This is a genomic window from Leifsonia xyli subsp. xyli str. CTCB07 (genome assembly GCF_000007665.1).
GTDB lineage: Bacteria > Actinomycetota > Actinomycetes > Actinomycetales > Microbacteriaceae > Leifsonia > Leifsonia xyli_C.
The window spans coordinates 2,327,606-2,350,085 of record NC_006087.1 but is presented as its reverse complement, the minus strand read 5'-3'; the positions used below and the strand labels follow the sequence as shown (position 1 = coordinate 2,350,085).

Here is a 22,480-nt window from a genome sequence, read left to right as displayed (position 1 = left end):
ACCGGTGATCGAACCCTCCGCTTCCCCGTCCTTCTCCTACGCCGCCGGTGTCGACACCGCCGCCGGCGATCGTGCCGTCGAGCTGATGAAGGCCGCTGTCTCGCGCACGTACGGGGCCGAGGTGTTCGGCGGGTTCGGCGGGTTCGCCGGGCTGTTCGACGTGTCCGCGCTGAAGGGGTTCCGGCGCCCGCTGCTGGCGACTTCCACCGACGGCGTCGGCACGAAGGTCGCCATCGCCCAGGCCATCGGCAAGCACGACACCATCGGCCAGGACCTGGTCGGGATGGTCGTGGACGATATCGTCGTCGTCGGCGCCCGGCCGCTGTTCATGACCGACTACATCGCCTGCGGCCGGGTGGTCCCCGAGCGCATCGCCGCGATCGTCGAGGGCATCGCACGCGCCTGCGCCGCGACCGGCACGGCGCTCGTCGGCGGCGAGACCGCTGAGCACCCCGGCCTGCTCGGACCCGACGACTACGATGTGGCGGGCGCGGCGACCGGTGTGGTCGAGGCCGACGCGCTGCTCGGTGCGGAGCGGGTTCGCGACGGCGACACCGTGCTCGCGATGGCGTCCTCCGGTCTGCACTCGAACGGCTTCTCCCTCGTCCGTCACATCCTCGCGGGACGTGGCATCGCTTTCACCGACGACCTGCCCGAGTTCGGCGGCCTCGTCGGCCAGGCCCTCCTCGAACCGACGCGCCTCTACACGGCGTCGCTGCTCCGTGTCCTCCAGGACCCGGCGCTCGGCGCGGGCGTCCACTCGCTCAGCCATGTCACCGGCGGCGGCATCGCGGCCAACTTGGCGCGCGTCCTCCCCGTTGGATCGTGGGTCGAGGTCGACCGGTCCAGCTGGTCGCCGTCGCCTGTCTTCCGCGTGCTGGCCGATCTTTCGGGCAGCACACTCGAATCCACCGAGGGAACCTGGAACCTGGGTGTCGGGATGTTCGCGGTGGTGTCGCCGGAGAGCGCCGGTGCGGTTGCCGCAGCGCTGACCGCGGACGGCATCCCCACCTGGGCGGCGGGGACCGTCTCGACCGCCGTGCGCGACCTCGCCGGTTTCGAGCAGGGCGCGAAGGGTGTGCAGGGCGGGGCCGTGCGGCTCGTGGGGGCATACTCCGGCTGAGTCTTTTTATTCCCCCCCGGGGAGACCCGATCTCTTTTTCCCCGGGGGAGACGCCGGGTGGCTCCGTGGCCCCGTCGGGAGGACCACCTCTGCGCCGCCGCGCCCGGCCGCTGTCTTCCGCGGGCGGTCCGGTGGCTGTCGTCGGCCAGGGCGTTCTGCTCCTGTGCGAGACCGGGCCCGCCTTTCCCCGACAGGGAAGGACAGCCGCCGCACCGCGCAGAGGGTCTTGGCCCCGTGGGGTCAGGCGCGGTTCGGGGTCTCCGTCGGGGAGGTGTCCTCCGTACCGTAGTCGCCGTACTCGTCGCCCGGCTCGTAGTCGGCCCACTTGGCGTACTGGTCGGCGTCGTCGTGGGAGTGCCCGGTCAGCTCACGTTCCAGCGCGTCGTAGTTCACGTCCGGACTGAACGATTTCAGCTGGCGAGCGATCTTCGTGTGCTTCGCCTTTTGACGGCCGCGCCCCATGCGTGACCCCCTTTTGGTCCCGGCCCGGGGATGGCGCCCGGGGATCGAATCAGAAACAGTGAAAACTAGCGTCGAGTTTAGCATGCGACCCCTCGGGGGCCCGGAGTTCGCCCACAGCGAGAGATGATGAAATAGTTGTGTGACAGCAACGATGACCGACGCTTCCGTAGTGATCGTCGGCGCGGGTCAGGCGGGCCTCGCCGTCGCCTACTACCTGCGTCGGTTCGATCTGACGCCGGGGCGGGAGTTCGTCCTCGTCGATCGCGGCCCCGGCGCGGGCGGAGCCTGGCAGCACCGCTGGGACGCGCTCCGGCTCGGCAGCGCCCATCATGTCAACGACCTCCCGGGGATGTCCGAGGTCGGTCTCAGCTTCGAGACCGCCGATCGTTCTCTCCCCGCCAAGGACATCGTCTCCGGCTACTATCGCCGCTACGAGGAGCACTTCGGTCTGGAGGTGCAGCGTCCCGTCTCGGTGGACAGCGTCTTCGACCGCGTCGCCGACCGCGTCGTGCGGCACAGCGCGGGCGAGATCACCACGAGGATCGTCGTCAATGAGACCGGGACCTGGGGTGCGCCGTTCATCCCGTGGTATCCCGGGATGAACGACTTCGCGGGACGTCAGCTGCACACCTCGACCTATCTCAGCTCCGAAGAGTTCGCCGGTCAGTCGGTCGTCGTCGGCGGAGGGACGAGCGCGATCGGCTTCCTCCTGGAGCTTGAGGGAGTCGCAGCGTCCCTTACCTGGGCGACCCGTCGCCCGGTCGACTTCCGCGATGAGCCCGAGCTGACGATCGAGGGCGGTGTCGCCGCGGTGGCGCAGCAGGATGCCGCGGCCCGTGCCGGTCAAGCCCTGCCGGGCATCGTTAGCGGCACCGGCGTCGCCCGCACGCGGCGCATCGCTGCGGGCATCGAGCGCGGCCTGCTGGTGGAACGGCCCATGTTCTCCCGGGTCGAGGCCGGTGGCGTGCGCTGGGAGGATGCGACGTTCACCGAAGCGCAGGCGATCATCTGGGCCACCGGCTTCCGGCCGGAGCTGCGCCACCTGGCCCCGCTCAAGCTCCGGTAGAAGGCCGGCGGTCTCCCCGTCGCGTCGGGGATGTCCTGGCAGGACCCGCGGATATTCCTTGCCGGGTATTGGCCGCAGGCGAGCACCATCGGCGCGAACCGTGCCGGGCGCGTGATCGCCCGGCAGATCATGGCGCAGCTCTAGGTGTGATGTCCAGGGAGGTTGTTGTCGATTCTGCTAATGGGTGGGGCTCTGATGGCGGAGTGGTGCTGGTGATGATTGTAGAAGTGGGGCCAGCCGGGGAGTGCTTCTCGTCGTTCGGCCTCTGAACCATAGAACCGGGCGTAGGCCCAGCCGTCGGCGAGTGTGCGGTGGAAGCGTTCGATCTTCCCGTTGGTCTGTGGTCGGTATGGTCGGGTCTTCTTCGCCCTGATCCCGAGCTCTGTGCAGGCGTCTCGCCAGGCGTAGGACTTGTAGGCGGAGCCGTTGTCCGAGAGGACGAGTTCGACGCTGACATCCCGGTCGGCGAACCAGGCGACAGCACGCCGCAGGACACCGATCGCGGTGTCCGCCTTCTCGTCGGAGCAGATCTCGGCGTAGGCGACGCGGGAGTGGTCGTCGATGATCGTGTAGACGAACACGGTGCCCAACCGTGGCTCGTAGCGGTGGTTCCTGCTCTTCGTGCGGGTGGCGGTCGCTTCCCGGTTGCGTTCGCCCTGGACGCGGCCGACGAATCGTCAGCCGCCGCCGTCGGGGATGTTGCCGAACTTCGTCACGTCGACATGGATCAGCGATCCAGGGTGGTCGTGCTCGTAGCGACGGATCGGCTCGCCCGTGACCCGATCAATGGTGCAGAGCCGGTTGATGCGGCAGCACACCAGGACGGCGTGGACGGTCGAGGCGGGAAGGCCAAGCTCGCCGGCGATCTGCACCGGCCCCAGGCGTCGTCGCCACCTCGCCCGCACGATCCGCTTGAGCACGGGCAACGGCGTCCGCGTTGGCATCGATCGTGGGCGGCTAGACCGGTCGGTCATCCCTCCCGTGCCTTCGGCGCGGAACCTCGCCGCCCATTTCCGCGCGGTAACGGGCGAGACCATAAACATCTTCGCTGCGACGGAGACCAGCCAATGGTCCTCGACGATGAGCCTGGCAAGGCGCAGACGAGCGCGCGGTGTGAGAGCAGCGTTAACGTGGGACACGAAGGCCTCCTGGATCGTGAAGCGGTTGAACTGAACAGCTCCACTTCACAACCGGAGGCCCTCGCCCCTCAACTCCTCACGACCGTATCGCCGAAACAACCCCCCTGGACATCACACCTAGCCAGGCCAGCCTTGCGAACCCATTGCGCGCACGTCGCGGGGTTGAACCCTAGCTCCCTCGCCGCGATCGTCGTACTCCTGGACTCCTTGAAAATGACGAAGAAGGCTTCACGCTCCGCCTGGGTGTACTTCCTCTTCCCCGCACTGCGCCTTAAACGGGACACGGTCCTTGCAACTCCTAGAAACTCCAGATGTTGCAACAACCGCTAGAACCCAAGAATCGGCGCAAAAGGGTCCATTCCAACTCGGCATCAACAGCGCTAAGGACGTCGGCAAAATCGCGCCACTCGGATTGAACTCTATGAGCAATGCTGCTCACGAACTCTGCCAAAGCATCCATGACACGCGCACTAAGGATAGCCTCATCAATCAGCCAAGCGGACGAATTCTGAGACATGAGGTCGATCAATTCATCGAACGAAGCCCCTCGTCCCGAGCAAACCGGAGCGCATACGGATCAGTTCCGGACAAGGTAGCCAAGAACCCGCGGCCTGTCGCTCCTTGTGCGATCGATTCCAAACTGAACTCCTTACTTTCGCTCCTCCCGGAGATAACGGGAGTCGAGCGCGCCGAAGACGACGACCGCGCCGAGGCCCAGGAGCGCGATCAAGTAGGATTGCTTTGTCGCGGCAAAACCGAACGCCGCAACAGCAACCGTTAACGCCCACCCCTTGGCGTCCGCTGCAGCGGACGCCATCCGTGTGATCACCGCCTGGATGAAGTCCAGGTGCTTCCGACGATCCTCGGCACTCGGGATGGCCGACTGCGGCTCGAGCTGAGTCCTACGGCGCACGCGTCAGCTCGCGCGCTTGTGCTGTGCGAGCAGCAAATGCACGCCTTCGCGAACAAGGTCCGCTTCTGTCCGACCGGTCTCTTCGCGCAGCTGCGCGAGCTCGGCGAAGTCCTGCTCGGAGATTCGCGCACGCACCGTCGGAGACGGCCCGCGTCGACCGCTGCCCAGCTTTGGCCGACCCGGGGCAATCAGCGCTGCCGCGAGAGCCTCCTCACTGCCATACTCGCTCAGCAGCATGGCTCGCCCGTATGCGGCGGCCTCCTCGCCGCGCAGCACCTTCTTGGTACGGATCGCCACGTTCGGATCGGTCAGACGCTCCGCCAGCGCGTCGAAGTTAATCTCATCTCCAGCCATCAGGGTTCTCCTCTCGATATCGGCGCCACTTTGGTCCCAACGACATTGCATGGAAGATCAAAGCCTCACGACCCGACTCCGCGAACTCAAGCACCAGAATCTCCAACTCGCGATCCGTCTGTGCATGTTCAGGACCGATATAGACCACGATCTGCCCACCCGCCGGAGCCGGTTCGTCCGTGATGTTCACATAAGAGGCGTGAATGATCGCGTACGCCTGATCCTGGCGGGACACGCCGTGCTTGTCACTAGAGGGCTCCCAACGCGGCGGCATGTTTCAAGCATAGCATGATTTGTATCCGCGTTTTGAAGCGTGATTTTGTAGCTGATAATAATCTCCCTTATGTCAGTTTGATGATCGGGTGTGTGCGTAGAGACTGTGAATCGCCTTAATTCCTGTAGATCCCGGACACGCACCGCAAAGTTAATTTCCGCACTCTTCGGCGGCGAAGAAGAAACCACCAACTTGCCTTACCCCAGCATTGACACTCGACATGCTCCGGTGGCATCGTCGTAGCTCTCCGTAGGTACACTGATTTTCTTTGAAAACGAGGTCATTTTTAATGAACGTTCAAAAGATGATGCGAGGACGTCGAGCTCATTCGGTGCGTGTCGGTATGGTCTCGGCCGTGATAGCTGCGATCCTGGCGGTGGGGCTCGGTGGTTCCTTGTCCGCCTCGGCGACGGAGCCGGACAGAGGCGCTGGCGATCCCACCCAAGACCACGCTGGTAGCACGCTCGCTCATGACGACAGCATGCTCGCTCGCGATGGAAGCTCCCAAGAGTGCGGCAACGACCGCGACCAATTCCGCCTTTGGATTATGTGCCTGGCGATGATGTGAGTGGTTGGCAGACCGACGTCAACTGGAGCGATGCGGCGTCGAAGGGCGCCCGTTTCGTTTACATCAAAGCGACCGAGGACGACGACTACGTGAGCCCCCAGTACGAGACGCAGTGGAAGGGAGCCCAAGATACCGGGTTTTATCGCGGGTCGTACCACTTCGGACGACCGTTCTGGTCGGATGGCACTTCGCAGGCGAAGCACTTTATGAACACCATCCACAACTGGAAGCCCACTCAGCGTATCCTGCCGCCCATGCTTGACCTGGAGCACCGTTGCAGCGACCTGAAGAAGCCGTGGGCAATCAAGAAATGTAAGGCGATGACCCCGAAGGACGTCGTCAAGTGGATCTACGAGTTCGTCTCCGTCGTAGAGAAGAGGACGGGTGGTGTGAAGCCTGTCATCTACACCAACCCGTCCTGGTGGAAGAAGTACACCGGAAACACCACGAAATTCTCCTCCTACCCGTTGTTCATCGCCAAATGGGTCTCGGACGTATCGGACGGCCCCGGAGCATTGCCCGGTGGGTGGAAACACTGGACGCTGTGGCAGCACTGGAACGATGTGAGCCCCTACGCGGGCCCAGGCGACCTCATGCCGGGGGACCAAGACTTCTTCCGCGGCACCAGGCTGGCGCTCAAGCGATTCTCCAATAACGTTCATTGGTGACCTTGACCTGTGGCGGAGGAGCTCGTGGAACCGGCATGGTAATGGCCTGCACCCCGGAAGGGTGCAGGCCATTACCATGATGCGTCTCCTGTGGAACTTTTTTACACCGCTTGTGCGGGTGGGCCTCCGTGGCGATTGAAAGGCCATCCGGAGAAGGACGGATGAGTGGGTTCCCTGGGCCCGAATCGGAGCGGGATTCGCGGCAGCCGTATCCTCGAGTGATCCGGCACCCGGCTGGTCTTGCGGTGAGGATCCGGGCTGATGATCGTGGTCATGCGCCGACCTCCTTCCGCCCTCGCGCCGAGCCGATCTGAATCTTCCGCGGCTTGGCACGCTCAGCCATCGGAACGATGACCGAGAGAACACCGTGCTCATAATTAGCCGTGATCTTCTCCACATCCACACCGTCACCGAGAGTGAACTGGCGCATATACGAACCATACGGTCGCTCATGCACAAGCCACTTGACGTTCTCACTCGACGGTGCGAGACGCTCCGCCCGAATCGTGAGCAACTGACCATCAACATCAAGGTCAACGGAATCAGGATCAATACCCGGAAGATCAGCACTGAGAACGTACTGATCACCTTCGCGGAAAAGGTCGACCGGCATCACCCGGGGCGACCGGGCCGTGTCGAACACGCTAGACGCGAAGCGGTCGAGCTGGCTCAAAACATCGAACGAATTTGACATGATCTATCTCCTTTCGCGATGCGAACGAAGGGTCACGCGGGGGCCGCCTGACCCGAACCCCATATTAGCACTCACCCATGGAGAGTGCTAATAGGGAATAACTTCTTATCCGGTCACCACGAACTGGAAGCAGACCCTCGTCGACTGACCCCGAGCAGGACAATTCAGAGGCTGAGGGTCTGTCCGATGAACGGTGTTTCTGGGCCGGCGGTCATTAGTTGATTCGGCCTTCGAAGGCGATCGCGAACGCGTTCAGCGCGGGCTTCCATCTCGTCGCCCAGCGTGCTCTGCCTTGCCCGGTCGGGTCAAGCGAGCGTGTCACGAGGTAGAGGCACTTCAGCGGCGCAGCGTCGTTTGGAAAGTGTCCGCGGGACCGCACCGCGCGGCGGTAGCGGGCGTTGACGGTGTTGATGCCGAGTTGGAATGGACCCTTTTGCGCCGATTTGGGGTGGACCCCTTCTTCGTTGGTTGAGCTTAGTTCTTGTCGGTCTGTTTGATGAGGTCGCGGCGTCCGTGGGTGCGGTAGGAGTCTCCGTTGAGGGTGAGGACTTCGGAGTGGTGGACGAGGCGGTCGATCATCGCTGAAGCGACGACGTCGTCTCCGAAGATCTCGCCCCAGCGGCTGAACGGCAGGTTGCTGGTGACCATGATCGAGCCCTGTTCGTAACGGGACGCGACGAGTTGGAAGAACAGGTTCGCGGAGTCGGTGTCGAAGGGGATGTAGCCGATCTCGTCGATGATGATGAGCTTGTAACGGCGGATCTTCTTCAGTTCGGCTTCGAGCTGTCCCTGGTGGTGAGCGGCCGCGAGGCGGGCGATCCAGTTGTTCGCGGTGTCGAACAAGACACTGTGCCCGGAGTGAGTGGCCTTGACGCCAAGACCGATCGCGAGGTGGGTCTTCCCGATCCCGGGAGGGCCGAGGAGGATCACGTTCTCCGCTTTCACGACGAACGTCGATGTCGCCAGGTGTGCGAGAAGATCCTTGCGCAGCGACGGGAGGTGGTCGAGGTTGAAGTCCTCCAAGGTTTTGATCGCGGGGAAGTGCGCGGTCCGGATTCGCATCGTGGTGCCCGCTGATTCCCGGTCCGCGAGCTGGCGTTCCAGGACCGCGGCGAGGTATTCCTCATGCGCCCAGTTCTCGTCTCTGGCTCGGCCGGCGAGGTCTTCCCAAACCCTCCCGATCGTTGGCGTCTTCAACGCCCGGGCGAGATAGGCAAGCTTCGAGGAGACCTGCTTGCTGGTCTTCGGGATCGGAACGTCGCTCGTGCTGTTCTTGATGGTCATCGTGCTTCTTTCTCGTATTCGGTCGTGGTCGTGGTCGTGAAGTCGATGCCGAACAGGGCGTCGTAGTCCGACAGCGCCCGAATCTGGACGCGGTGCCCATCTGGATGTTCTCTGACCCCGGAAGGTTTCGGGCGTTGGTAGTGAGCGCGGAGCTTCGCGGCCTGTGTGACATGCTCGGGAGCCGTGATCGTTTGCCCTGTCCGCAACGACCGGAGATGCCTGCCGGCGGGTTGCCCGTTGCTGGTGATCTCGACCTCGTCCAGCGACGCCCGAATATCGACGAACCGGCCAATGAACCGGGGACGGAGTAGTCGTTCCCATCGAGGAGGACGTAATAGTCGCGGGCGAGGCGGACCCGGTGGGTGAGCCCAACGGCGGATGGCTTCGCCGGCAGCGCCAGCATCCCCGCCGTGTCAACGTTCGCGAGCTCTGTCGGGCGGGCCGCGATCGAGCGGACCTTCCGCTGATTCGCGCGGGTATCCAACCATCCGGTCAGCTGCTCGTTGAAGTCATCGACGCTCTGAAAGATCCGTCCCGGCAGGAACGAGGTCTCCAAGTCATCTGTTCGCGCGCTCGACAACACCTTTGGTCTCCGGATCTCGTGCGGGCGCGAGCTTGATCCTCGTCGCGAGCGTTCCCGCGAACGTCGCCGCGAGGATGGTGGGCTTCCCGAGACCACCGATCGCGGCTTCCCTGTCCCAGAGCAACGAGCGCGGAACCCCACCGAATCGCTGCAACAGCGACCACATGCCCGAGGTCAGGTCGTCGCCCTGCTTGGACGGGAGCATGACCGCCTCGATCCGACGGGAGAACCCGGACACATCACGAGCACAGGCAAGATCCGGTCCTGCCCGTCGCCGACCGCCACCCGCGTCTCGGGGAACCAGAGATCGCACTGGATCACCTCGCCCGCCGCATAAGAGAGCCGATCCGCCGGGTCCAGACCCAGATAGTCCAGCCGCAGTTCCGCGACACGGTCACGGAACAACGACGACGAGAACGACCATCCCACCCGCTCCGCGATCACCGACGCCGGCATCCGCGGATACTCCACCAGCAGCGCTCTGATCTGCGGCACGAATGGATCAAATTTCGAGCCCCGTGGACCCCGCGACCGGTCCGGAGGATCCTCGCCCCGCAACGCCCGCCGAACCGTGTTCCGCCCGACACCAAGATCACGCGCGATCTGCTTGATCGGGATCTTCTCCGCCCGATGCAACCGCCGGATCTCTGCCCACGTATCCACTGAAATCACCCTCCTAGCCTGGAGCCAGGGGGTCCATTCCAAGTCGGCGCTACGGGGTCCATTCTACTTTGGCGTTAACAGCTAGCGTAGGCAATAGGGACCGGTGGTGAGTTCCGGCGACGTGGGCACGCTCCGAGGGGTGAGCTGGAAGCGGAGGCCAAGAGTGCGCATCGCAACTGCGCGCAGTACGACGCCACCGAGCGTCAGGACGACTCCCACTATTTGAAGCGCAGGGCTGGGTGCCGCTTGCTGGATGAGTGTGAGCAACACTGGGCCCATAATCGCGACCACCGTGAGCGTCTGCATGATGCGGTCGGCCAGGTGAACTTGAGGCGAAGGCTAACCTCGCTCTCGGGGGTGACTCTTCTGCTCTGGCCGCGGCCTGTGTGATCACGCACCCCACTACCACCGCCAGAAATCGGCCCTAAGTCCACGCTCATGTAGCCGGTCGGGGGCGTAACCGCGAGGCCGGAATCGCAGTTTCTGCGAGTCCACCCGGTTATCAAACTGACATAAGAAACATTGTCGGCTATTTATTCTTCTGTATTCAGGCCTATAATTAGGCTAGAATGAAGCGATGAAGACTGTGTCGCTGAGTGAGGCGAAGGACAAGCTCTCAAGGTTCATCGATGAGGTGGAGTCTGAGCACGAGATCATTCAGATCACTCGTCACGGTCACGGCGCTGCCGTTCTGATCAGCCAGGACGATTTGGATTCGCTCCATGAGACTCTGTTCTGGCTCTCACAGTCCGGGATTCGCGAGGATCTCGCCGAGGGTCGCCGAGTCGTTGAGAGCGGTACGACTGTCGGTGCTGATGATGTCCGTGCGCGGTTCGGGTTGCCGAAGCGGTGAGCTGGGATGTTCAGTTCGCTCCGGCAGCGATCCGTGGGCTGGATCGGTTGCCGCCTCGTGTGGTCGCTGCGGTCGTCGAGTTCGTGACGGTCACGCTGCCGGGTAACCCGTATCGGATGAGCAAGCCGCTGCAGGGCGACCTCGAAGGTTACTACTCTGCACGCCGCGGCGACTACCGGGTGTTGTTCTCCCTCGATGAAGATCGCCGTGTGCTGTTGGTGGGACGGATTGCTCATCGGGCCGATGTATATCGACCGCGTTAGCAGTTGCGTCGTGTCGCCAGCGAAAGATATGGCAGCCGTAGTAGTCGGCCTCGACACCCCCGTGGAAACAACCGCTTCACCAACCGCCCTATAGGAACGAAACTCAGGGCGAATCAGGGTTGACGTCCAATGCATTTGGAGCGAAGCTAATAAGATGGCTCCACCGTTATGGCAATTGGAAGTTATTAAAACTTCGGAGCTGATTCATATCTAAACATTCGATGTTTTAATCATTACTGGATCAAAGCCGTAAGTGGAAACTGAGAATTTACCATGAGAAACCATATTCTTGCTTGTGAGGTTGTTGCAACCGTGGTTCTTGCGAATCTCGGCGTAGGTGGAAACGCTGTGGCCTATGCCGACGACTCTCTTACACCGGGCGGCGTGTCTGTGGAACCATCGTCTGGGGTCTCTCCTGACAAGGAGGTCGCCGCCCGCGCTGACGTAGCGATTCCTTACCACGTGTCCGTCGATGGTGTGACTCTCACCGATGGCAGTACGTTCCCGGCAAATGGTGATGTCAACTACCGTACGACCAGCCGCAGCAGCGGTATGCACTTCGATCCGAACAATAATCAACGGGGTGCCGCTTTCATTGGCAAGACATTCCTGCCCATCAAGCTCGCCCCCGGCGAGTGCATCGTGTGGGTACAGTACAGCAATACGAACTATCATTACGGCGAGGGCGGCAATGCCCCGGTGTGCAAACCAGGTTCCCCTTCCGCAAGTACCATAGCCACCCCAAAGGTAGCCACTGTCACCGCGCATAAGGTACTCTACCCGATTGGGTCCCACAGAGGTCTGGGAAGAATGCTTCCCAGTACAGGTCTCGGAAGCATGTTTCCCATGGCAGGGTTTGCGTTTTTACTGGTGATTCTCGGGGTTCTGTTGCTGCTTCTCGGGTTTTTGCGCGCCCGACCTCAGTTCAGGAGTCGCACTCAGATCTCGTAGCAAAAAGTTCCATAAAAACATTATTAAGAAAATCCCGGTTTTAGAGAAATATTGAGAATTTTTTAGATAAATTGAGAATAGGGTAAAAGAATACAAAATGAATTTTTTGAGAAGATTCGCCGCGAGTGCGGCTTTCCCAATTGCCTTGCTGAGCATTATTCTCGCAGTCAGCCCTGCAACTGGTGCTGACGCACGTCCCTTTGCATCGTCGGAAAAGCATTCTGAATATGGATGGCTTCATACCTCTGGCTCACGAATCCTTACCGAATCCGGCGCACCCTATGTAATTAGGGGTATTGCATGGTTTGGTATGGAAACTTCAGCCTGCGCTCCGCATGGTTTGTGGACTATCTCACTGGATGAGGGAATGAGAAAAATAGCCCAGCTTGGGTTTAATACCGTACGAATTCCTTACTCAAATGAATGTTTATCTGGATACAATACTAATACTATTAATGGGAATATAAATCCTGACCTTGTCAATTTAACTCCGCTGCAGCTTTTGGATCGCGTTGTCGATGCTGCTCACAAGGCTCGACTCAGTGTCTTTCTTGACCGTCATCGGCCAGAATCTGCCGCCCAGTCACCACTCTGGTACACATCCAAAATTTCTGAGGGAAGATGGATTGCGGACTGGGGGGCACTTGCCGCCCGTTACCGAGAAAACCGCACTGTTATTGGTGTTGACTTGCATAACGAACCACATCAGCCTGCTTGTTGGGGGTGCGGAGACCCAGCTGTGGACTGGCGTTTGGCCGCAACCCGGGCCGGAAATGCGGTACTTGCGGTAAACCCAAATCTGTTGGTGATTGTTGAGGGTATGGAGTGGGGAGGAGACTTAACAGGCGTCGCATCCGCACAAGTTGTTCTTAACGTGTCAAACCGTGTGGTTTATTCGCCGCATGATTATCCTCAGGAAGTTGCCAACCACTCATGGTTTCACGACCCAACGTACCCTGGAAACCTTAAGAAAGTATGGAGTTCCCGGTGGGGATATATAGCCGCTCAAGGAATTGCCCCGGTTCTCCTTGGGGAATTCGGAACAGATCTTCAAACGCAGAGTGATCGCCTTTGGTTTAAGGAAATTGTTGACTATTTAAAAGAGACAGGTATGAGTTTCTCATTCTGGTGCTTTAATCCTAACAGTCTCGACACTGGCGGTATTGTCAAGTCCGATTGGCGAACCCCCGAACAGGAGAAGGTTGATATTTTGGGCCCAATTTTAACACCTCAGCCTGAGCCCGGTGGAAGCACGCCCGGTGGAAGCACGCCCGGTGGAAGCACGCCCGGTGGAAGCACGCCCGGTGGAAGCACGCCCGGTGGAAGCACGCCCGGTGGAAGCACGCCCGGTGGAAGCACGCCCGGTGGAAGCACGCCCGGTGGAAGTCCCACTGTGAAGTGGTCATTGCAGGGCGCATGGAACACCGGGTATGTCGCTGAGTTGCAGCTCACTGCAGATCGGCCCGTGTCTGGGTGGTCTGTTTCATGGGAATCCCCGACAGCTGTTGCGGTTAGCAATAGTTGGGGAATGAGATGCGGGATTTCAGAAAATCGGATTACCTGTTCCGGGAAAGACTGGGCGACGAATTTGCAACCAGGGCAGACAGTACGAGTCGGTCTTCAGGTAGCGGCAGAATACGCTCCTGCTCTTCCCCTCATTTCCGTTAACACGGATGTTCATAGAATTTTCAAAAAAGTCTTTTTTGGGTGCTTGCCATCATAAAATTATGTGAGGGTTAGTACGAAACAGGTGAGGCGATTTCTGGTTCGGAAACTTGCTAAACTTTCTGTCTCGCGTTCCTCTTTTCATTCTCCTGTTTTGCGCAATTTCAAGCGGAGTCCCTAGAAATTCCAGTCTCGCCAGATCGAGCCTGGTCGCCCCGCCGGCGGGGCCGATCCGCGGCACTGCGCAGAGCGTGCGCCGGAGCCGGTGCGCGCGACCAGCTCGACGAGCGACAAGACGAAGTGCCGAGTTGTCCGATGCTTTTTTATGGCTGAGCTGCGTGCAGCGAAACGCCGCAATGCGTACCCCGATCGAAGCCGAGGACGCGTACTACGCTGACCTAGAATCAGCCCAGCCGGCACCTGCCGGACAAAGCCCCCAAGCGGTGAACTCGTGCCGGAGGCGCCCGTTCTCGTCAGTGACAATGTAGAAGTCGTCATGGACCGCAGGACCCGGCTTCTTGCCGTTCCGGCCCCGTTTCTTCCCGAACACACTCCACCAGCCGTTGGCCGAGGTGATCCGCCACGCCGTCCGGTTCGCCATCGCCTCCCCAGCATCACGAGCCTCGTCAGCCAGGAGCCGGTGCCCGAACTCCGGGTCGTTCTGGTGCGCGTGGAACAACGCGTTAGCCCGATACGCCTCCACCACCTCGCTCGGCGTGACAGGGCAGACGAGCCAACGGTAGTAGGGCTGGCGGGAGAGCTTCAACACCCGACACGTCACCGTCACGGGAACCCCGTCAGCGGCGAGCTCACTCACGAGCTGGTACATCATTTTTCCGGCAGGTTCGCCTGAGACAAATACGCAGCCGCCCGCCGCAGCACCTCGTTCTCCTGCTCAAGAAGCCGGATTCGCTTCCGCAACTCACGGTTCTCCGACGCTTCGCCGCGAGTCACGCCCGGCTTGGATCCGTCATCGACCGCTGCGCGGCTGAGCCACTTCTGCAGCGTCATCGGGTGAACACCGAAGTCTTCCGCGATCTGCTCGATCGTCACTCCAGGTTAACGGTTCCGCGCGACACGCACCACATCATCACGGAACTCACTCGGGTAGGGCTTAGGCACAGCAACATCCTTCCAGGCCACCCTCCCGGGCAAGCCAGATCAGATGTCACCTACTCGTGCAGCAGACCCCTCGGAAGCGCGCCGTCTATTCCCGCTGTGGTTGATGCGATGTTTCCCGCTGCTTATCCCGGATCCGGTGGGTACGAGGCTTGACTCTCATCAGCCGACGATCCGTGGGGTTGCTTTTTGCAACCTCACGTGATGGCAAAAGGGCCATGAACGCCGTTTTTTCTACTGTTTCATCTCGGTCCCAAAGTAAGTCTTTGGCTGTGCATCGGGCAAGATGGGGGATGGTTTTTGTCGCGATGCTCGTCGCTGTGCCGGTCAGCACGACACCTGCGGCTTTCGCGGAAACGACTCCTTCTACGATCTCGGTCGGCAAGAGTCCGGTCGCGGTCGCGGTCGCGGTCGCGGTTGGGCCACATTCAAAGAATGTGTACGCTGCCAACCAGGATGGCAATACGGTATCGGTGATTGATGCCGCCTCGCATCAAGTCACCTCCACAGTCCAGGTCGGCCAGAAGCCGACGGGAGTCGCAGTTGGTTCGCATTGGAAGACCGTGTACGTCACCAACGGGCTCGACAGCACGGTTTCGGTGATTGATGTGCCGTCGTATCGGGTGACTTCCACGATCCCGGTCGGCACTTTCCCGGACGCGGTCGCGGTTGCTCCGGATGGAAAGACCGCATACGTCACTAACTTTGTGGATAGCACGGTGTCCGTAATTGATGCGGCGTCGCTGAAGGTCACTTCCACATTCCCGGTCGGTAACTCCCCGAGGGGGGTAGCCGTTGCTCCGGATGGAAAGACCGTATACGTGACTAACGATAAAGACAATACGGTATCGGTTCTTTCGCTGCCCGCTACACCTCCGACGCCCTCGGTGACTCCGGCAGCTGCCGAGAGGCCGATCTCGGCCTTGCCGGTCGTCGCAGGCTAACCCCCAACCCCCAACGCGGGCCGGACAGGGTTTTTGTCCGGTCCGCACGGCTGCAAGGAGTCACTTCATGACTACCACAGAGAATGGGCTGTGCCCCTGCCGCCGGAGGAGCAAGAAGGCCCGCATCTTGATCCTGAGCGCTGCCGCCGTAGTGGTGGTGGCCGGAGCGACGGTTGCCGGAGTCGCGATGTTCGCGCCCGCGGCACCCGCCCGCAAAATCACCGTGGCGAAGGAAGCGTTCGTACCGGAGGTCGCACCTGCTCACCTCAGTGCCTCCCAGGTTGCCGCGCTCCCCGCTGCGGTATTCAATGCTGTGATCCCTGGCCTGCTTGCCTATCAGGACACCTCCACGAGCGGCGTGACCTATGCTTACACGGCGACTTCGGACGTTCCTGTATTCGGGGCCGACCGCATTACAGCGGTCGCGAAGCTGCCCGTGAAGAACTTTCTCGGTGGGCCGACCGTCATCGTGCCGGTCAAGGTCACCAAGGAGTGGGCGTTGGTGTTAACCCCGTCCAGGCAGGCCACCCCGTCCAGTCAAGGGGGCCACGCGGCCGCTCAGACCGCAAGGTGGGTGCCGTGGGCCTCGATCACCCAGGGGGCACGGCTGGATGCGATTGTGCGGATCTCGGTGTCGAAGCAATCGCTCACGATCGCGCGCGGCGGCAAGACCGTGACCTATCCGGCAGGTGTCGGCACCGATAAGACCCCGACACCAACCGGTACGACCGGCTATATCCAGGCACGCTACGCCGATGCCAAGCAGGCTGAGTACCCGATCCAGCTCACCTCCTTACACTCGGCTACGGTCGATGAGCCGTTTGGCGGAAAGGACGGTGGCCTCATTGGCATCCACTACAATGCCACGAACTCGGGTGAGGTCTCCCACGGGTGCATCCGCTTGACCTATGCGGCCCTCGCCGCGGTAAACCAGCTCCCGATCGGAACACTTGTGATCATGATGGCATAACAACACTCGCACGACTGAGGCCCAAGCTGACCGATGGCGAGACTTCTCCTTGTCGGGGAAGGACAGCACCTGGAATTCAGTGTTGAGTCAGCGCATTGGCTATGTCGCGATCTCGGCAGATTTCTCAATCATGGGTTTACGCCCCTTGCCGGCCCACCAATGCCGCAGGGCGGCGGACAGCGCCGGGGGAGTATGGGTTGCGCACTGGGTCCATCAGAAGGGCCTCCAAAATATTGAAGCCGACCGCGACGCGCAGTCTCTGGTCTTGTACGGGCTCCGCGGCGTTGACAAGACGGTCTTGCTCGCCGAAATTGCGCGTCAGGTAGTTGATCGCGAGTGGATCGTCGCCCGCGTTGAGGGGAACCCTGCGGTATCGCTGCGCGAAGCGCTCGGGGAAGCTCTCCACGGGCGCCTGGTCGATCTTGCGCGGCCGACCGCCGGCAGGCGGATACTCAAGGCCCTCAAGACCGCGATGAGTTTCAAGGCCTCTTACGATACGACCGGGGTCTGGCACTTCGGTCTCGACCTCACCGACGTTGCCGGCGGAGGTGCCAACACTGGGGCGCTGGAGGCCGATCTCCGCAAGCTCATCACCGACCTTGCGGGCGCCGCGTAAGAAGAAGGTGTGGGACTGGCCGTTCTCATCGACGAGGCGCAAGACCTCCAGCTGGAAGAACTCGAAGCCATCTGCTCGATCATCCATGCAGCAGGCAAGAACGGCCTCCGAGTCCTTGTCGCGCTCGCGGGACTGCCCAGCCTCCCTCGCATCCTCGCCGAGGCGCGGTCATACTCTGAGCGGTTGTTCCACTTCACCCGTATCGAGGAGCTGTCCCGCCCTCTCGCGGCATCGGCGCTGCTCCTCTCCGTCGAAAGAGAAGGCGTCGAGTGGGAGAGTGCAGCCGTGGCGCGGATCTGCGAGATCTCGGCCGGCTATCCGTACTTCTTGCAGCAGTTTGGGCAAGAGACGTGGAACGCCGCGGAGTCGTCACCGATCACCGTCGCGGATGCGCGCGTAGGCGCGGCGAACGGCCAATCCGCCCTCGATACCGGATTCTTCCGCGCACGATGGGATCGCGCAACCCGCGGCGAACAAGGATACCTCCGTGCAATGGCCGAGGACGGTGACCGCGGAAGCCAGGCCGGCGAGGTTGCCGCCCGCCTGGGCCGAACCGTAAACAGTCTCGGCCCGATCCGGGCGAACTTTATCGCAAAGGGCCTCGTCTACGCCCCCGAGCATGGACAAGTCGCGTTCACTGTCCCGCTGATGGCTGATTTCATCGTTCGCCAGCCGACGGATTGACAAGCACTGGCGGAGCGGCCCCGACATCGACAGTCACGACCGCCCCCGCTCCGGCCGCGCTCGTCCACGTCGCTGCGTCATCGACGCGGTCCCTACGAGGTGGCGTCGTCGGTCAGGCGTGCGACCTCGATCTCGCTCGATATGCGACGGCCGGAGATCTGATCGACCGCGATCTCGACATAGGAATAGACGCTGACAGGGATCCACCGCGGCCACGCGATGTCATCGAGACGGCGCACATCGCGCGCGTCCGTCACGACGCGGGGGCGACCGCGGGCGAGAACGCTCCACGACTCACGGTCATCGTGGTGATCGATCTCGAACGCCACGAGCCCCCCGGCGCGAAAGGCCTCGAGCTTGCGTCCGTCCGCCGTTCGCAGGGCGATGGACGGACCGTCCACCACATAGTCGACCGGAATGATATGCACATCGTTGTCGATCACGATCCCCAGACGCCCCGGTCCCGCCGCAAGCCGAAGGTAGGCCCAACAGCTCTCGGGCGAGAGGATGGTGGCTGGCCCCTGTGCGGAGTAGAACTCGTCCTCCCCCGGACGACGAGGATGCGCCGGCACGATACGCACGTCAGTGGCTCCCTACGTGCGCCAGATCGAACACCAGACGTGCCGGCACGGTGCCGTCGAGCACTTCCTGCATCGCTTCGGGGGCTTGCTCCAGTTCTCGGGGCTGCGCGATGACCCGTGTCCGGCCGAGCGCTTGAAGGCGGAAGACTTCGGCGAGGTCCTCCCGCGTCCCGACGATCGAACCGGCCACGGTAATGCCGTTAAGCACGGTCTCGAAGACGGGGATCCCCATCACTCCGTTCGCGGGAAGCGACACCAAGATGAGGCGCCCTCCCCGGCTGAGGGAGCGGAACGCCTGGTCGAACACGGCGGGGGCGACTGCGAGAACGATGACGGCATCGGCACCGCCGAGGGCGTGGATCTCCTGCACGGGGTCCGAGGTGCGGGCGTTGACGACGTGGTCGGCTCCGAGCTCGGTGGCGAGTGCGAGCTTCTCGTCGGTCACGTCTACGGCGATGACCTCCGCTCCCACCAATCGCGCGTACTGCACCGCGAGATGCCCGAGCCCTCCCACCCCGAAGACGACCACCCGTTCCGCCGGCCGCACACGTGCCGTCTTGACGGCGACGTATGCGGTGACCCCGGCGCACGTGAGGGGCGCGGCATCCATCGACGACACCGAATCGGGTACGGGCACGGCGAATCTCGCGTCCGCGACTGCATATTCCGCGTACGCCCCGTCGATGGAGTAGCCGGTGTTCTGCTGAGAGACACAGAGGTTCTCGCGACCGGTCTCGCAGTAGCGGCACGACCCGCACGCGCTTCCCAGCCACGCGAGTGCCACTCGGGTTCCGACGGCGGGCGCGGTGACACCCTCGCCGAGGGCAGTGACGCGGCCGACGCCTTCGTGTCCGGGAATGAACGGAAGCGAGGGGCGCACCGGCCAGTCCCCGTGGGCGGCATGGATGTCGGTATGGCAGAGACCGCAGGTCTCGATACGCACGAGCACCTGGCCGGGTCCCGGCGTGGGGAGGGGGACGTCCTCCACGACGATCGGCTCGGTGAAGGACGTGACGACGGCTGCACGCATGGGAGTTTTCCTTTCGATGAGCACCGGGCGAAGTGACGTCAGACGAAGAGGCCGAGCGGCTGGTGATTGACGAGAACGTTCTTCACCTGCTGGTAGTTGCGCAGGGTTTGCTGGTCGGTTTCGCGGCTGTAGCCCGACTGCTTGTACCCACCGAAGGCGGCCCCAGCCGGATACTGGTGGTACGTGTTCACCCATACCCGTCCCGCGTGGATGTCGCGGCTCGCGGCGAAGGTGAGGTCGGCGTCACGACTCCAGACACCGGATCCGAGCCCGTAAATGGTCGCGTTCGCGAGATGAATCGCTTCGTCGTACTCGTCGAAAGCGGCCACAGCGAGGACAGGGCCGAAGATCTCCTCCTGGAAGACCCTCATCTCGTTGCGCCCCCGAAACACCGTGGGCTCGACGAAATAGCCCCCCGAGAGGTCCCCGCCGAGGTCGGCGAGTCCGCCGCCGGCGAGCACCTCGCATCCCTCCATGGGGCCGAGTGCGAGATATCCGGCGATCTTGTCCACCTGCTCGGCGCTGTTCTGCGGACCCATCTCCGTTCGTGTGTCGAGAGGGTCACCGACGCGGATCCGGGAGATTCGCTCGACCGCGGCATCCAGGAATCCGTCCCGGATGAGGCCCCTCTGCAGGAACGCACGTGACGGGCAGGAACAGACCTCGCCCTTGTTGAACGCGAACAGCGACATTCCCTCGAGGGCTTTGCGGTAGAAGGCGTCGTGTTCGCGACTGACGTCATCGAAGTAGATGTTCGGCGACTTACCGCCGAGTTCCATCGTCGAGGGGATGATGTTCTTGACGGCGTACTGCATGATCTGACGGCCCGTCTCCGTTGAACCGGTGAACGCCACCTTCGCCACTCCCGGGTGCTCCACCAAGGCCTGGCCGAGCGTCGACCCCGCACCGTTGACCACGTTGACCACGCCGGCCGGCAGCAGGTCCTCGATCAGCTGCAGGACGTAGAGCACGGAGACAGGCGTCGCGCTCGCGGGCTTGAGGACCACGGTGTTGCCGGCGGCGATCGCGGGGGCGAGCTTCCACGCGGCCATCAAGAGAGGAAAGTTCCACGGAATGATCTGCGCTACCACACCGATCGGCTCGAAGAAGTGGTATGATACGAGATCCCGGCTGAGGGGTGCGATCGTTCCCTCCTGCGCGCGTATCGCTGAGGCGAAGTATCGGAAGTGGTCGAGCGCCAGGGGAATGTCCGCGTGGAGCGTTTCACGCACCGGTTTGCCGTTCTCCCGCGATTCCATCACGGCGATGCTCTCGAGATTCTGTTCGAGTCGATCGGCGATGGCGTTCAGCACGGCGGCGCGCTCGGCGACCGCTGCGTCGACGTCGTCCGGCCCTGACCGGGCGTACTCGGCGAACGGCTGGCCGGTGGCGGGAGCGATGTCCTCGCCGTAGCGCCCGGTCGAGGGTGCGCGCCATTGGCCGCCGATGAAGTTGTCGTATCGCGTTCGCAGCGGCACGATGCTACCGCTGTCACCGGGCCGGTGGTAGATGACGCCGCCGTCGACGATCGTGCGCGAAGCGTCGATTGCGAGAGCCTGGGTGCTCATGGGGTGTCCTTACTTTGTTGTTGTGTGGATTGGGAGCAGTTGTAGGCTTCCGACCGCTCCAGAGATGCCGGGTATGGCTTTGGTTTGTCTGCTGTTTGGATGGCTTGAAAGGATTGGCCGCCCGGTGTCCCGCAACGACTCGACCTCTGATTGAGAAGTGCGACTGGATCGCTGTGTAAGGACACGCAGGCGTGGTCGTTGACTGGAGCCCGCATCAACGAAACGGAGGGCTGAATGCCGCAACTGTGGGCCGGAATCGACGCCGGTAAGAGCAACCATCACTGCGTGGTAATTGACGAGACCGGGACCCGGTTGCTGTCCCGGAAGGTCGCTAATGAGGAGGACGACGTTCTGGCGTTGCTCGCTGATGTGACAGAGCTCGCCGACAGCGCTCCTATCAGCTGGGCGACGGATTCGAACCAAGGCGGTGCGGCACTGCTGATCGCGGTGCTGGCAGCGCACGGGCAGGAGATGCTCTACGTCCCCGGTCGAACGGTCCATCACGCCGCCCGCACCTATCGAGGCGACAGCAAGACGGACGCGAAAGACGCCGCGATCATCGCCGACCAAACCAGGATGCGTCGTGACATTTTCCCGATCCGCGACGGCGACGAGATAGCTGCCGAGCTGCGAATGCTTGCCGCGCACCGCACCGATCTCGTCGCGGACAAGACCCGCGCGATCAACCGGCTCCGCGCCACCCTGTTGGGATACTTCCCCGGGCTGGAGGCGGCGTTCGACTATGCCACCCGTAAAGCGGCGCTGGTGCTGCTGACGAAGTATCAAACCCCCGCCCAGTTGCGCCGCAGCGGTGTCACCAGAGTCACGGCCTGGTTGCGAAACGCCGGATGTCACAACCCCGCTGCGGTCGCTGAAGCAGCCGTTGATGCGGCGAACCGGCAACACAGTGTGGTCCCCGGTCAGGACGCCGCCGCGCTCATCGTTGCCCGCCTCGCTCGTGAGGTGCTCCGGTTGAAGGAGGAGGTCGAAGAGGTCGAGTCTCAGCTCGAGACCCGGTTTCGCCGCCACGAATGGGCAGACACCCTCCTGAGCATCCCCGGCTTCGGTCCGCTTCTGGCAGCCGAGTTCATCGGAGCCACCGGCGGCACCATGCGCCATTTCGCCAACGCCGACCGTCTCGCCGGAACCGCCGGCGCTGCACCCGTCCCATGCGACTCCGGCCGCATCAGCGGCAACCTGCACCGCCCGAAGCGATACGACAGACGCCTGCTGCGCGCCTGCTACATGTCCGCTGAGGTCGCCACCCGACACCATCCGGAGTCCCGAACGTACTACGACCGCAAACGCGCCGAAGGCAAACGCCACAAACAAGCCATGCTCGCCCTCGCACACCGCCGCATCAACGTCATCTGGGCACTCCTGCGCGACGGAACCACCTACCAGCAAAGGTCACTCACCACCCTCGCCGCGGCTTGACAAGTCAA

At 62.3% G+C, this 22,480-nt stretch carries 25 protein-coding genes and 4 pseudogenes; 13 read left to right on the top strand and 16 right to left on the bottom strand.

The genetic code is table 11. The annotated features are described in order from the left end of the window. Positions 1 to 7 precede the first annotated feature (7 nt). Positions 8 to 1,123: a phosphoribosylformylglycinamidine cyclo-ligase gene (gene purM / locus LXX_RS11220; protein WP_370558480.1), complete on the top strand. Its 1,116-nt coding sequence runs from the start codon at positions 8 to 10 to the stop codon at positions 1,121 to 1,123. 240 nt (positions 1,124 to 1,363) lie between these two features. Here the strand turns inward: purM and LXX_RS11215 are convergent, their stop codons facing one another. Then, positions 1,364 to 1,585 (bottom strand): DUF3073 domain-containing protein, encoded by a 222-nt coding sequence (locus LXX_RS11215; protein ID WP_011186921.1) that lies wholly within the window; start codon positions 1,583 to 1,585, stop codon positions 1,364 to 1,366. 151 nt (positions 1,586 to 1,736) lie between these two features. On the opposite strand from LXX_RS11215, the gene LXX_RS11210 reads away from it, so the two are divergent. Next, complete coding sequence (locus LXX_RS11210) at positions 1,737 to 2,651, top strand: NAD(P)-binding domain-containing protein (RefSeq protein ID WP_011186920.1); 915 nt, start codon at positions 1,737 to 1,739, stop codon at positions 2,649 to 2,651. 140 nt (positions 2,652 to 2,791) lie between these two features. Here LXX_RS11210 and LXX_RS11205 read toward each other — a convergent pair. From LXX_RS11205 to LXX_RS11185, 5 genes and pseudogenes are all read right to left on the bottom strand, one after another. After that, a pseudogene (locus LXX_RS11205) lies at positions 2,792 to 3,790 on the bottom strand (IS481-like element ISLxx4 family transposase). A 68-nt stretch (positions 3,791 to 3,858) separates the two neighbouring features. Continuing rightward, positions 3,859 to 4,074, bottom strand: a complete 216-nt coding sequence (locus LXX_RS16950) for a transposase (protein WP_041767867.1) — start codon at positions 4,072 to 4,074, stop codon at positions 3,859 to 3,861. Positions 4,075 to 4,439: 365 nt separating this feature from the next. After that, positions 4,440 to 4,703 (bottom strand): hypothetical protein, encoded by a 264-nt coding sequence (locus LXX_RS11195; RefSeq protein WP_050737947.1) that lies wholly within the window; start codon positions 4,701 to 4,703, stop codon positions 4,440 to 4,442. Between the two features lie 3 nt (positions 4,704 to 4,706). Continuing rightward, positions 4,707 to 5,057: a hypothetical protein gene (locus LXX_RS11190; protein WP_041767865.1), complete on the bottom strand. Its 351-nt coding sequence runs from the start codon at positions 5,055 to 5,057 to the stop codon at positions 4,707 to 4,709. Continuing rightward, on the bottom strand, positions 5,044 to 5,292 hold the full coding sequence (locus LXX_RS11185; RefSeq protein WP_176714791.1) for a hypothetical protein: 249 nt from the start codon (positions 5,290 to 5,292) through the stop codon (positions 5,044 to 5,046). Before LXX_RS11185 ends, LXX_RS11190 begins: the two co-directional genes overlap by 14 nt. A gap of 603 nt (positions 5,293 to 5,895) precedes the next feature. Here LXX_RS11185 and LXX_RS11175 point away from each other — a divergent pair. Continuing rightward, positions 5,896 to 6,567, top strand: coding sequence for a GH25 family lysozyme (locus LXX_RS11175; RefSeq protein WP_050737946.1), 672 nt, complete (start codon positions 5,896 to 5,898; stop codon positions 6,565 to 6,567). A gap of 271 nt (positions 6,568 to 6,838) precedes the next feature. Here the strand turns inward: LXX_RS11175 and LXX_RS11170 are convergent, their stop codons facing one another. The 4 genes and pseudogenes from LXX_RS11170 to istA all read right to left on the bottom strand — a co-directional run bounded on the left by LXX_RS11170 (position 6,839) and on the right by istA (position 9,800). Beyond that, positions 6,839 to 7,261, bottom strand: coding sequence for an Hsp20/alpha crystallin family protein (locus tag LXX_RS11170; protein WP_011185689.1), 423 nt, complete (start codon positions 7,259 to 7,261; stop codon positions 6,839 to 6,841). Positions 7,262 to 7,475: 214 nt separating this feature from the next. Beyond that, positions 7,476 to 7,673: pseudogene (locus LXX_RS13815) on the bottom strand (transposase); the annotation flags it as partial. 62 nt (positions 7,674 to 7,735) lie between these two features. Continuing rightward, positions 7,736 to 8,545: an IS21-like element ISLxx1 family helper ATPase IstB gene (gene istB, locus LXX_RS11165; RefSeq protein ID WP_011185523.1), complete on the bottom strand. Its 810-nt coding sequence runs from the start codon at positions 8,543 to 8,545 to the stop codon at positions 7,736 to 7,738. After that, positions 8,542 to 9,800 (bottom strand): annotated as a pseudogene (gene istA / locus LXX_RS16945) (IS21 family transposase). The gene istB and the pseudogene istA overlap by 4 nt, the downstream one beginning before the upstream one ends. Before the next feature lie 568 nt (positions 9,801 to 10,368). Between istA and LXX_RS11155 the strand changes: the two are divergent. From LXX_RS11155 to LXX_RS16940, 4 genes and pseudogenes are all read left to right on the top strand, one after another. Continuing rightward, positions 10,369 to 10,644: a type II toxin-antitoxin system Phd/YefM family antitoxin gene (locus LXX_RS11155; protein ID WP_011186918.1), complete on the top strand. Its 276-nt coding sequence runs from the start codon at positions 10,369 to 10,371 to the stop codon at positions 10,642 to 10,644. Further along, positions 10,641 to 10,907, top strand: coding sequence for a type II toxin-antitoxin system RelE family toxin (locus LXX_RS11150; RefSeq protein ID WP_011186917.1), 267 nt, complete (start codon positions 10,641 to 10,643; stop codon positions 10,905 to 10,907). The genes LXX_RS11155 and LXX_RS11150 overlap by 4 nt, the downstream gene beginning before the upstream one ends. Positions 10,908 to 11,180: 273 nt before the next feature. Then, a complete protein-coding gene (locus LXX_RS14550; RefSeq protein WP_141692851.1) occupies positions 11,181 to 11,858 on the top strand; it encodes a hypothetical protein in 678 nt (225 codons plus the stop codon). Between the two features lie 97 nt (positions 11,859 to 11,955). Continuing rightward, positions 11,956 to 12,993: pseudogene (locus tag LXX_RS16940) on the top strand (glycoside hydrolase family 5 protein); the annotation flags it as partial. Between the two features lie 31 nt (positions 12,994 to 13,024). On the opposite strand, the gene LXX_RS16935 reads toward LXX_RS16940, so the two are convergent. After that, a complete protein-coding gene (locus LXX_RS16935; RefSeq protein ID WP_223227778.1) occupies positions 13,025 to 13,264 on the bottom strand; it encodes a pentapeptide repeat-containing protein in 240 nt (79 codons plus the stop codon). Here LXX_RS16935 and LXX_RS16930 point away from each other — a divergent pair. Next, a complete protein-coding gene (locus tag LXX_RS16930) occupies positions 13,252 to 13,581 on the top strand; it encodes a cellulose binding domain-containing protein (protein ID WP_223227777.1) in 330 nt (109 codons plus the stop codon). The genes LXX_RS16935 and LXX_RS16930 overlap by 13 nt on opposite strands. Positions 13,582 to 13,911: 330 nt before the next feature. Here LXX_RS16930 and LXX_RS13790 read toward each other — a convergent pair whose 3' ends face one another. Next, entirely contained in the window at positions 13,912 to 14,340 is a 429-nt protein-coding gene (locus LXX_RS13790; RefSeq protein ID WP_041768562.1) for a hypothetical protein, read from the bottom strand. 11 nt (positions 14,341 to 14,351) lie between these two features. After that, positions 14,352 to 14,576 (bottom strand): transposase, encoded by a 225-nt coding sequence (locus LXX_RS11140; protein WP_011186914.1) that lies wholly within the window; start codon positions 14,574 to 14,576, stop codon positions 14,352 to 14,354. Positions 14,577 to 14,935: 359 nt separating this feature from the next. Here LXX_RS11140 and LXX_RS13785 point away from each other — a divergent pair, with 359 nt between their 5' ends. The 4 genes from LXX_RS13785 (at position 14,936) to LXX_RS11130 (ending at position 17,856) form a co-directional block, all read left to right on the top strand. Beyond that, positions 14,936 to 15,586: a YncE family protein gene (locus LXX_RS13785; RefSeq protein WP_176714793.1), complete on the top strand. Its 651-nt coding sequence runs from the start codon at positions 14,936 to 14,938 to the stop codon at positions 15,584 to 15,586. A gap of 67 nt (positions 15,587 to 15,653) precedes the next feature. Continuing rightward, on the top strand, positions 15,654 to 16,556 hold the full coding sequence (locus tag LXX_RS11135; RefSeq protein WP_041767860.1) for a L,D-transpeptidase: 903 nt from the start codon (positions 15,654 to 15,656) through the stop codon (positions 16,554 to 16,556). An 82-nt stretch (positions 16,557 to 16,638) separates the two neighbouring features. After that, entirely contained in the window at positions 16,639 to 17,172 is a 534-nt protein-coding gene (locus LXX_RS15925) for a hypothetical protein (protein ID WP_223227650.1), read from the top strand. 9 nt (positions 17,173 to 17,181) lie between these two features. After that, positions 17,182 to 17,856, top strand: a complete 675-nt coding sequence (locus LXX_RS11130; protein WP_223227649.1) for an ATP-binding protein — start codon at positions 17,182 to 17,184, stop codon at positions 17,854 to 17,856. Positions 17,857 to 17,948: 92 nt separating this feature from the next. Here LXX_RS11130 and LXX_RS11125 read toward each other — a convergent pair whose 3' ends face one another. From LXX_RS11125 to LXX_RS11115, 3 genes are read right to left on the bottom strand one after another with little or no spacing between them, the layout of a single operon-like run. Further along, positions 17,949 to 18,437: a pyridoxamine 5'-phosphate oxidase family protein gene (locus LXX_RS11125; RefSeq protein ID WP_050737945.1), complete on the bottom strand. Its 489-nt coding sequence runs from the start codon at positions 18,435 to 18,437 to the stop codon at positions 17,949 to 17,951. A 1-nt stretch (position 18,438) separates the two neighbouring features. Then, entirely contained in the window at positions 18,439 to 19,467 is a 1,029-nt protein-coding gene (gene adhP, locus LXX_RS11120; protein WP_041767858.1) for an alcohol dehydrogenase AdhP, read from the bottom strand. Between the two features lie 38 nt (positions 19,468 to 19,505). Next, complete coding sequence (locus LXX_RS11115; RefSeq protein WP_011186908.1) at positions 19,506 to 21,035, bottom strand: aldehyde dehydrogenase family protein; 1,530 nt, start codon at positions 21,033 to 21,035, stop codon at positions 19,506 to 19,508. A 234-nt stretch (positions 21,036 to 21,269) separates the two neighbouring features. On the opposite strand from LXX_RS11115, the gene LXX_RS11110 reads away from it, so the two are divergent. Beyond that, positions 21,270 to 22,472: an IS110 family transposase gene (locus tag LXX_RS11110; protein ID WP_011186907.1), complete on the top strand. Its 1,203-nt coding sequence runs from the start codon at positions 21,270 to 21,272 to the stop codon at positions 22,470 to 22,472. The last annotated feature ends 8 nt before the right edge of the window (positions 22,473 to 22,480 follow it).

Coding starts and splice junctions, on each gene's coding strand:
- LXX_RS13785 (WP_176714793.1), top strand. CDS start 14,936: ATGGTTTTTGTCGCGATGCTCGTCGCTGTGCCGGTCAGCACGACACCT.
- LXX_RS11115 (WP_011186908.1), bottom strand. CDS start 21,035: ATGAGCACCCAGGCTCTCGCAATCGACGCTTCGCGCACGATCGTCGAC.
- LXX_RS11170 (WP_011185689.1), bottom strand. CDS start 7,261: ATGTCAAATTCGTTCGATGTTTTGAGCCAGCTCGACCGCTTCGCGTCT.
- LXX_RS11190 (WP_041767865.1), bottom strand. CDS start 5,057: ATGGCTGGAGATGAGATTAACTTCGACGCGCTGGCGGAGCGTCTGACC.
- istB (WP_011185523.1), bottom strand. CDS start 8,545: ATGACCATCAAGAACAGCACGAGCGACGTTCCGATCCCGAAGACCAGC.
- LXX_RS14550 (WP_141692851.1), top strand. CDS start 11,181: ATGAGAAACCATATTCTTGCTTGTGAGGTTGTTGCAACCGTGGTTCTT.
- LXX_RS16935 (WP_223227778.1), bottom strand. CDS start 13,264: ATGACCACTTCACAGTGGGACTTCCACCGGGCGTGCTTCCACCGGGCG.
- LXX_RS11155 (WP_011186918.1), top strand. CDS start 10,369: ATGAAGACTGTGTCGCTGAGTGAGGCGAAGGACAAGCTCTCAAGGTTC.
- LXX_RS11135 (WP_041767860.1), top strand. CDS start 15,654: ATGACTACCACAGAGAATGGGCTGTGCCCCTGCCGCCGGAGGAGCAAG.
- LXX_RS11210 (WP_011186920.1), top strand. CDS start 1,737: ATGACCGACGCTTCCGTAGTGATCGTCGGCGCGGGTCAGGCGGGCCTC.
- LXX_RS11215 (WP_011186921.1), bottom strand. CDS start 1,585: ATGGGGCGCGGCCGTCAAAAGGCGAAGCACACGAAGATCGCTCGCCAG.
- adhP (WP_041767858.1), bottom strand. CDS start 19,467: ATGCGTGCAGCCGTCGTCACGTCCTTCACCGAGCCGATCGTCGTGGAG.
- LXX_RS11110 (WP_011186907.1), top strand. CDS start 21,270: ATGCCGCAACTGTGGGCCGGAATCGACGCCGGTAAGAGCAACCATCAC.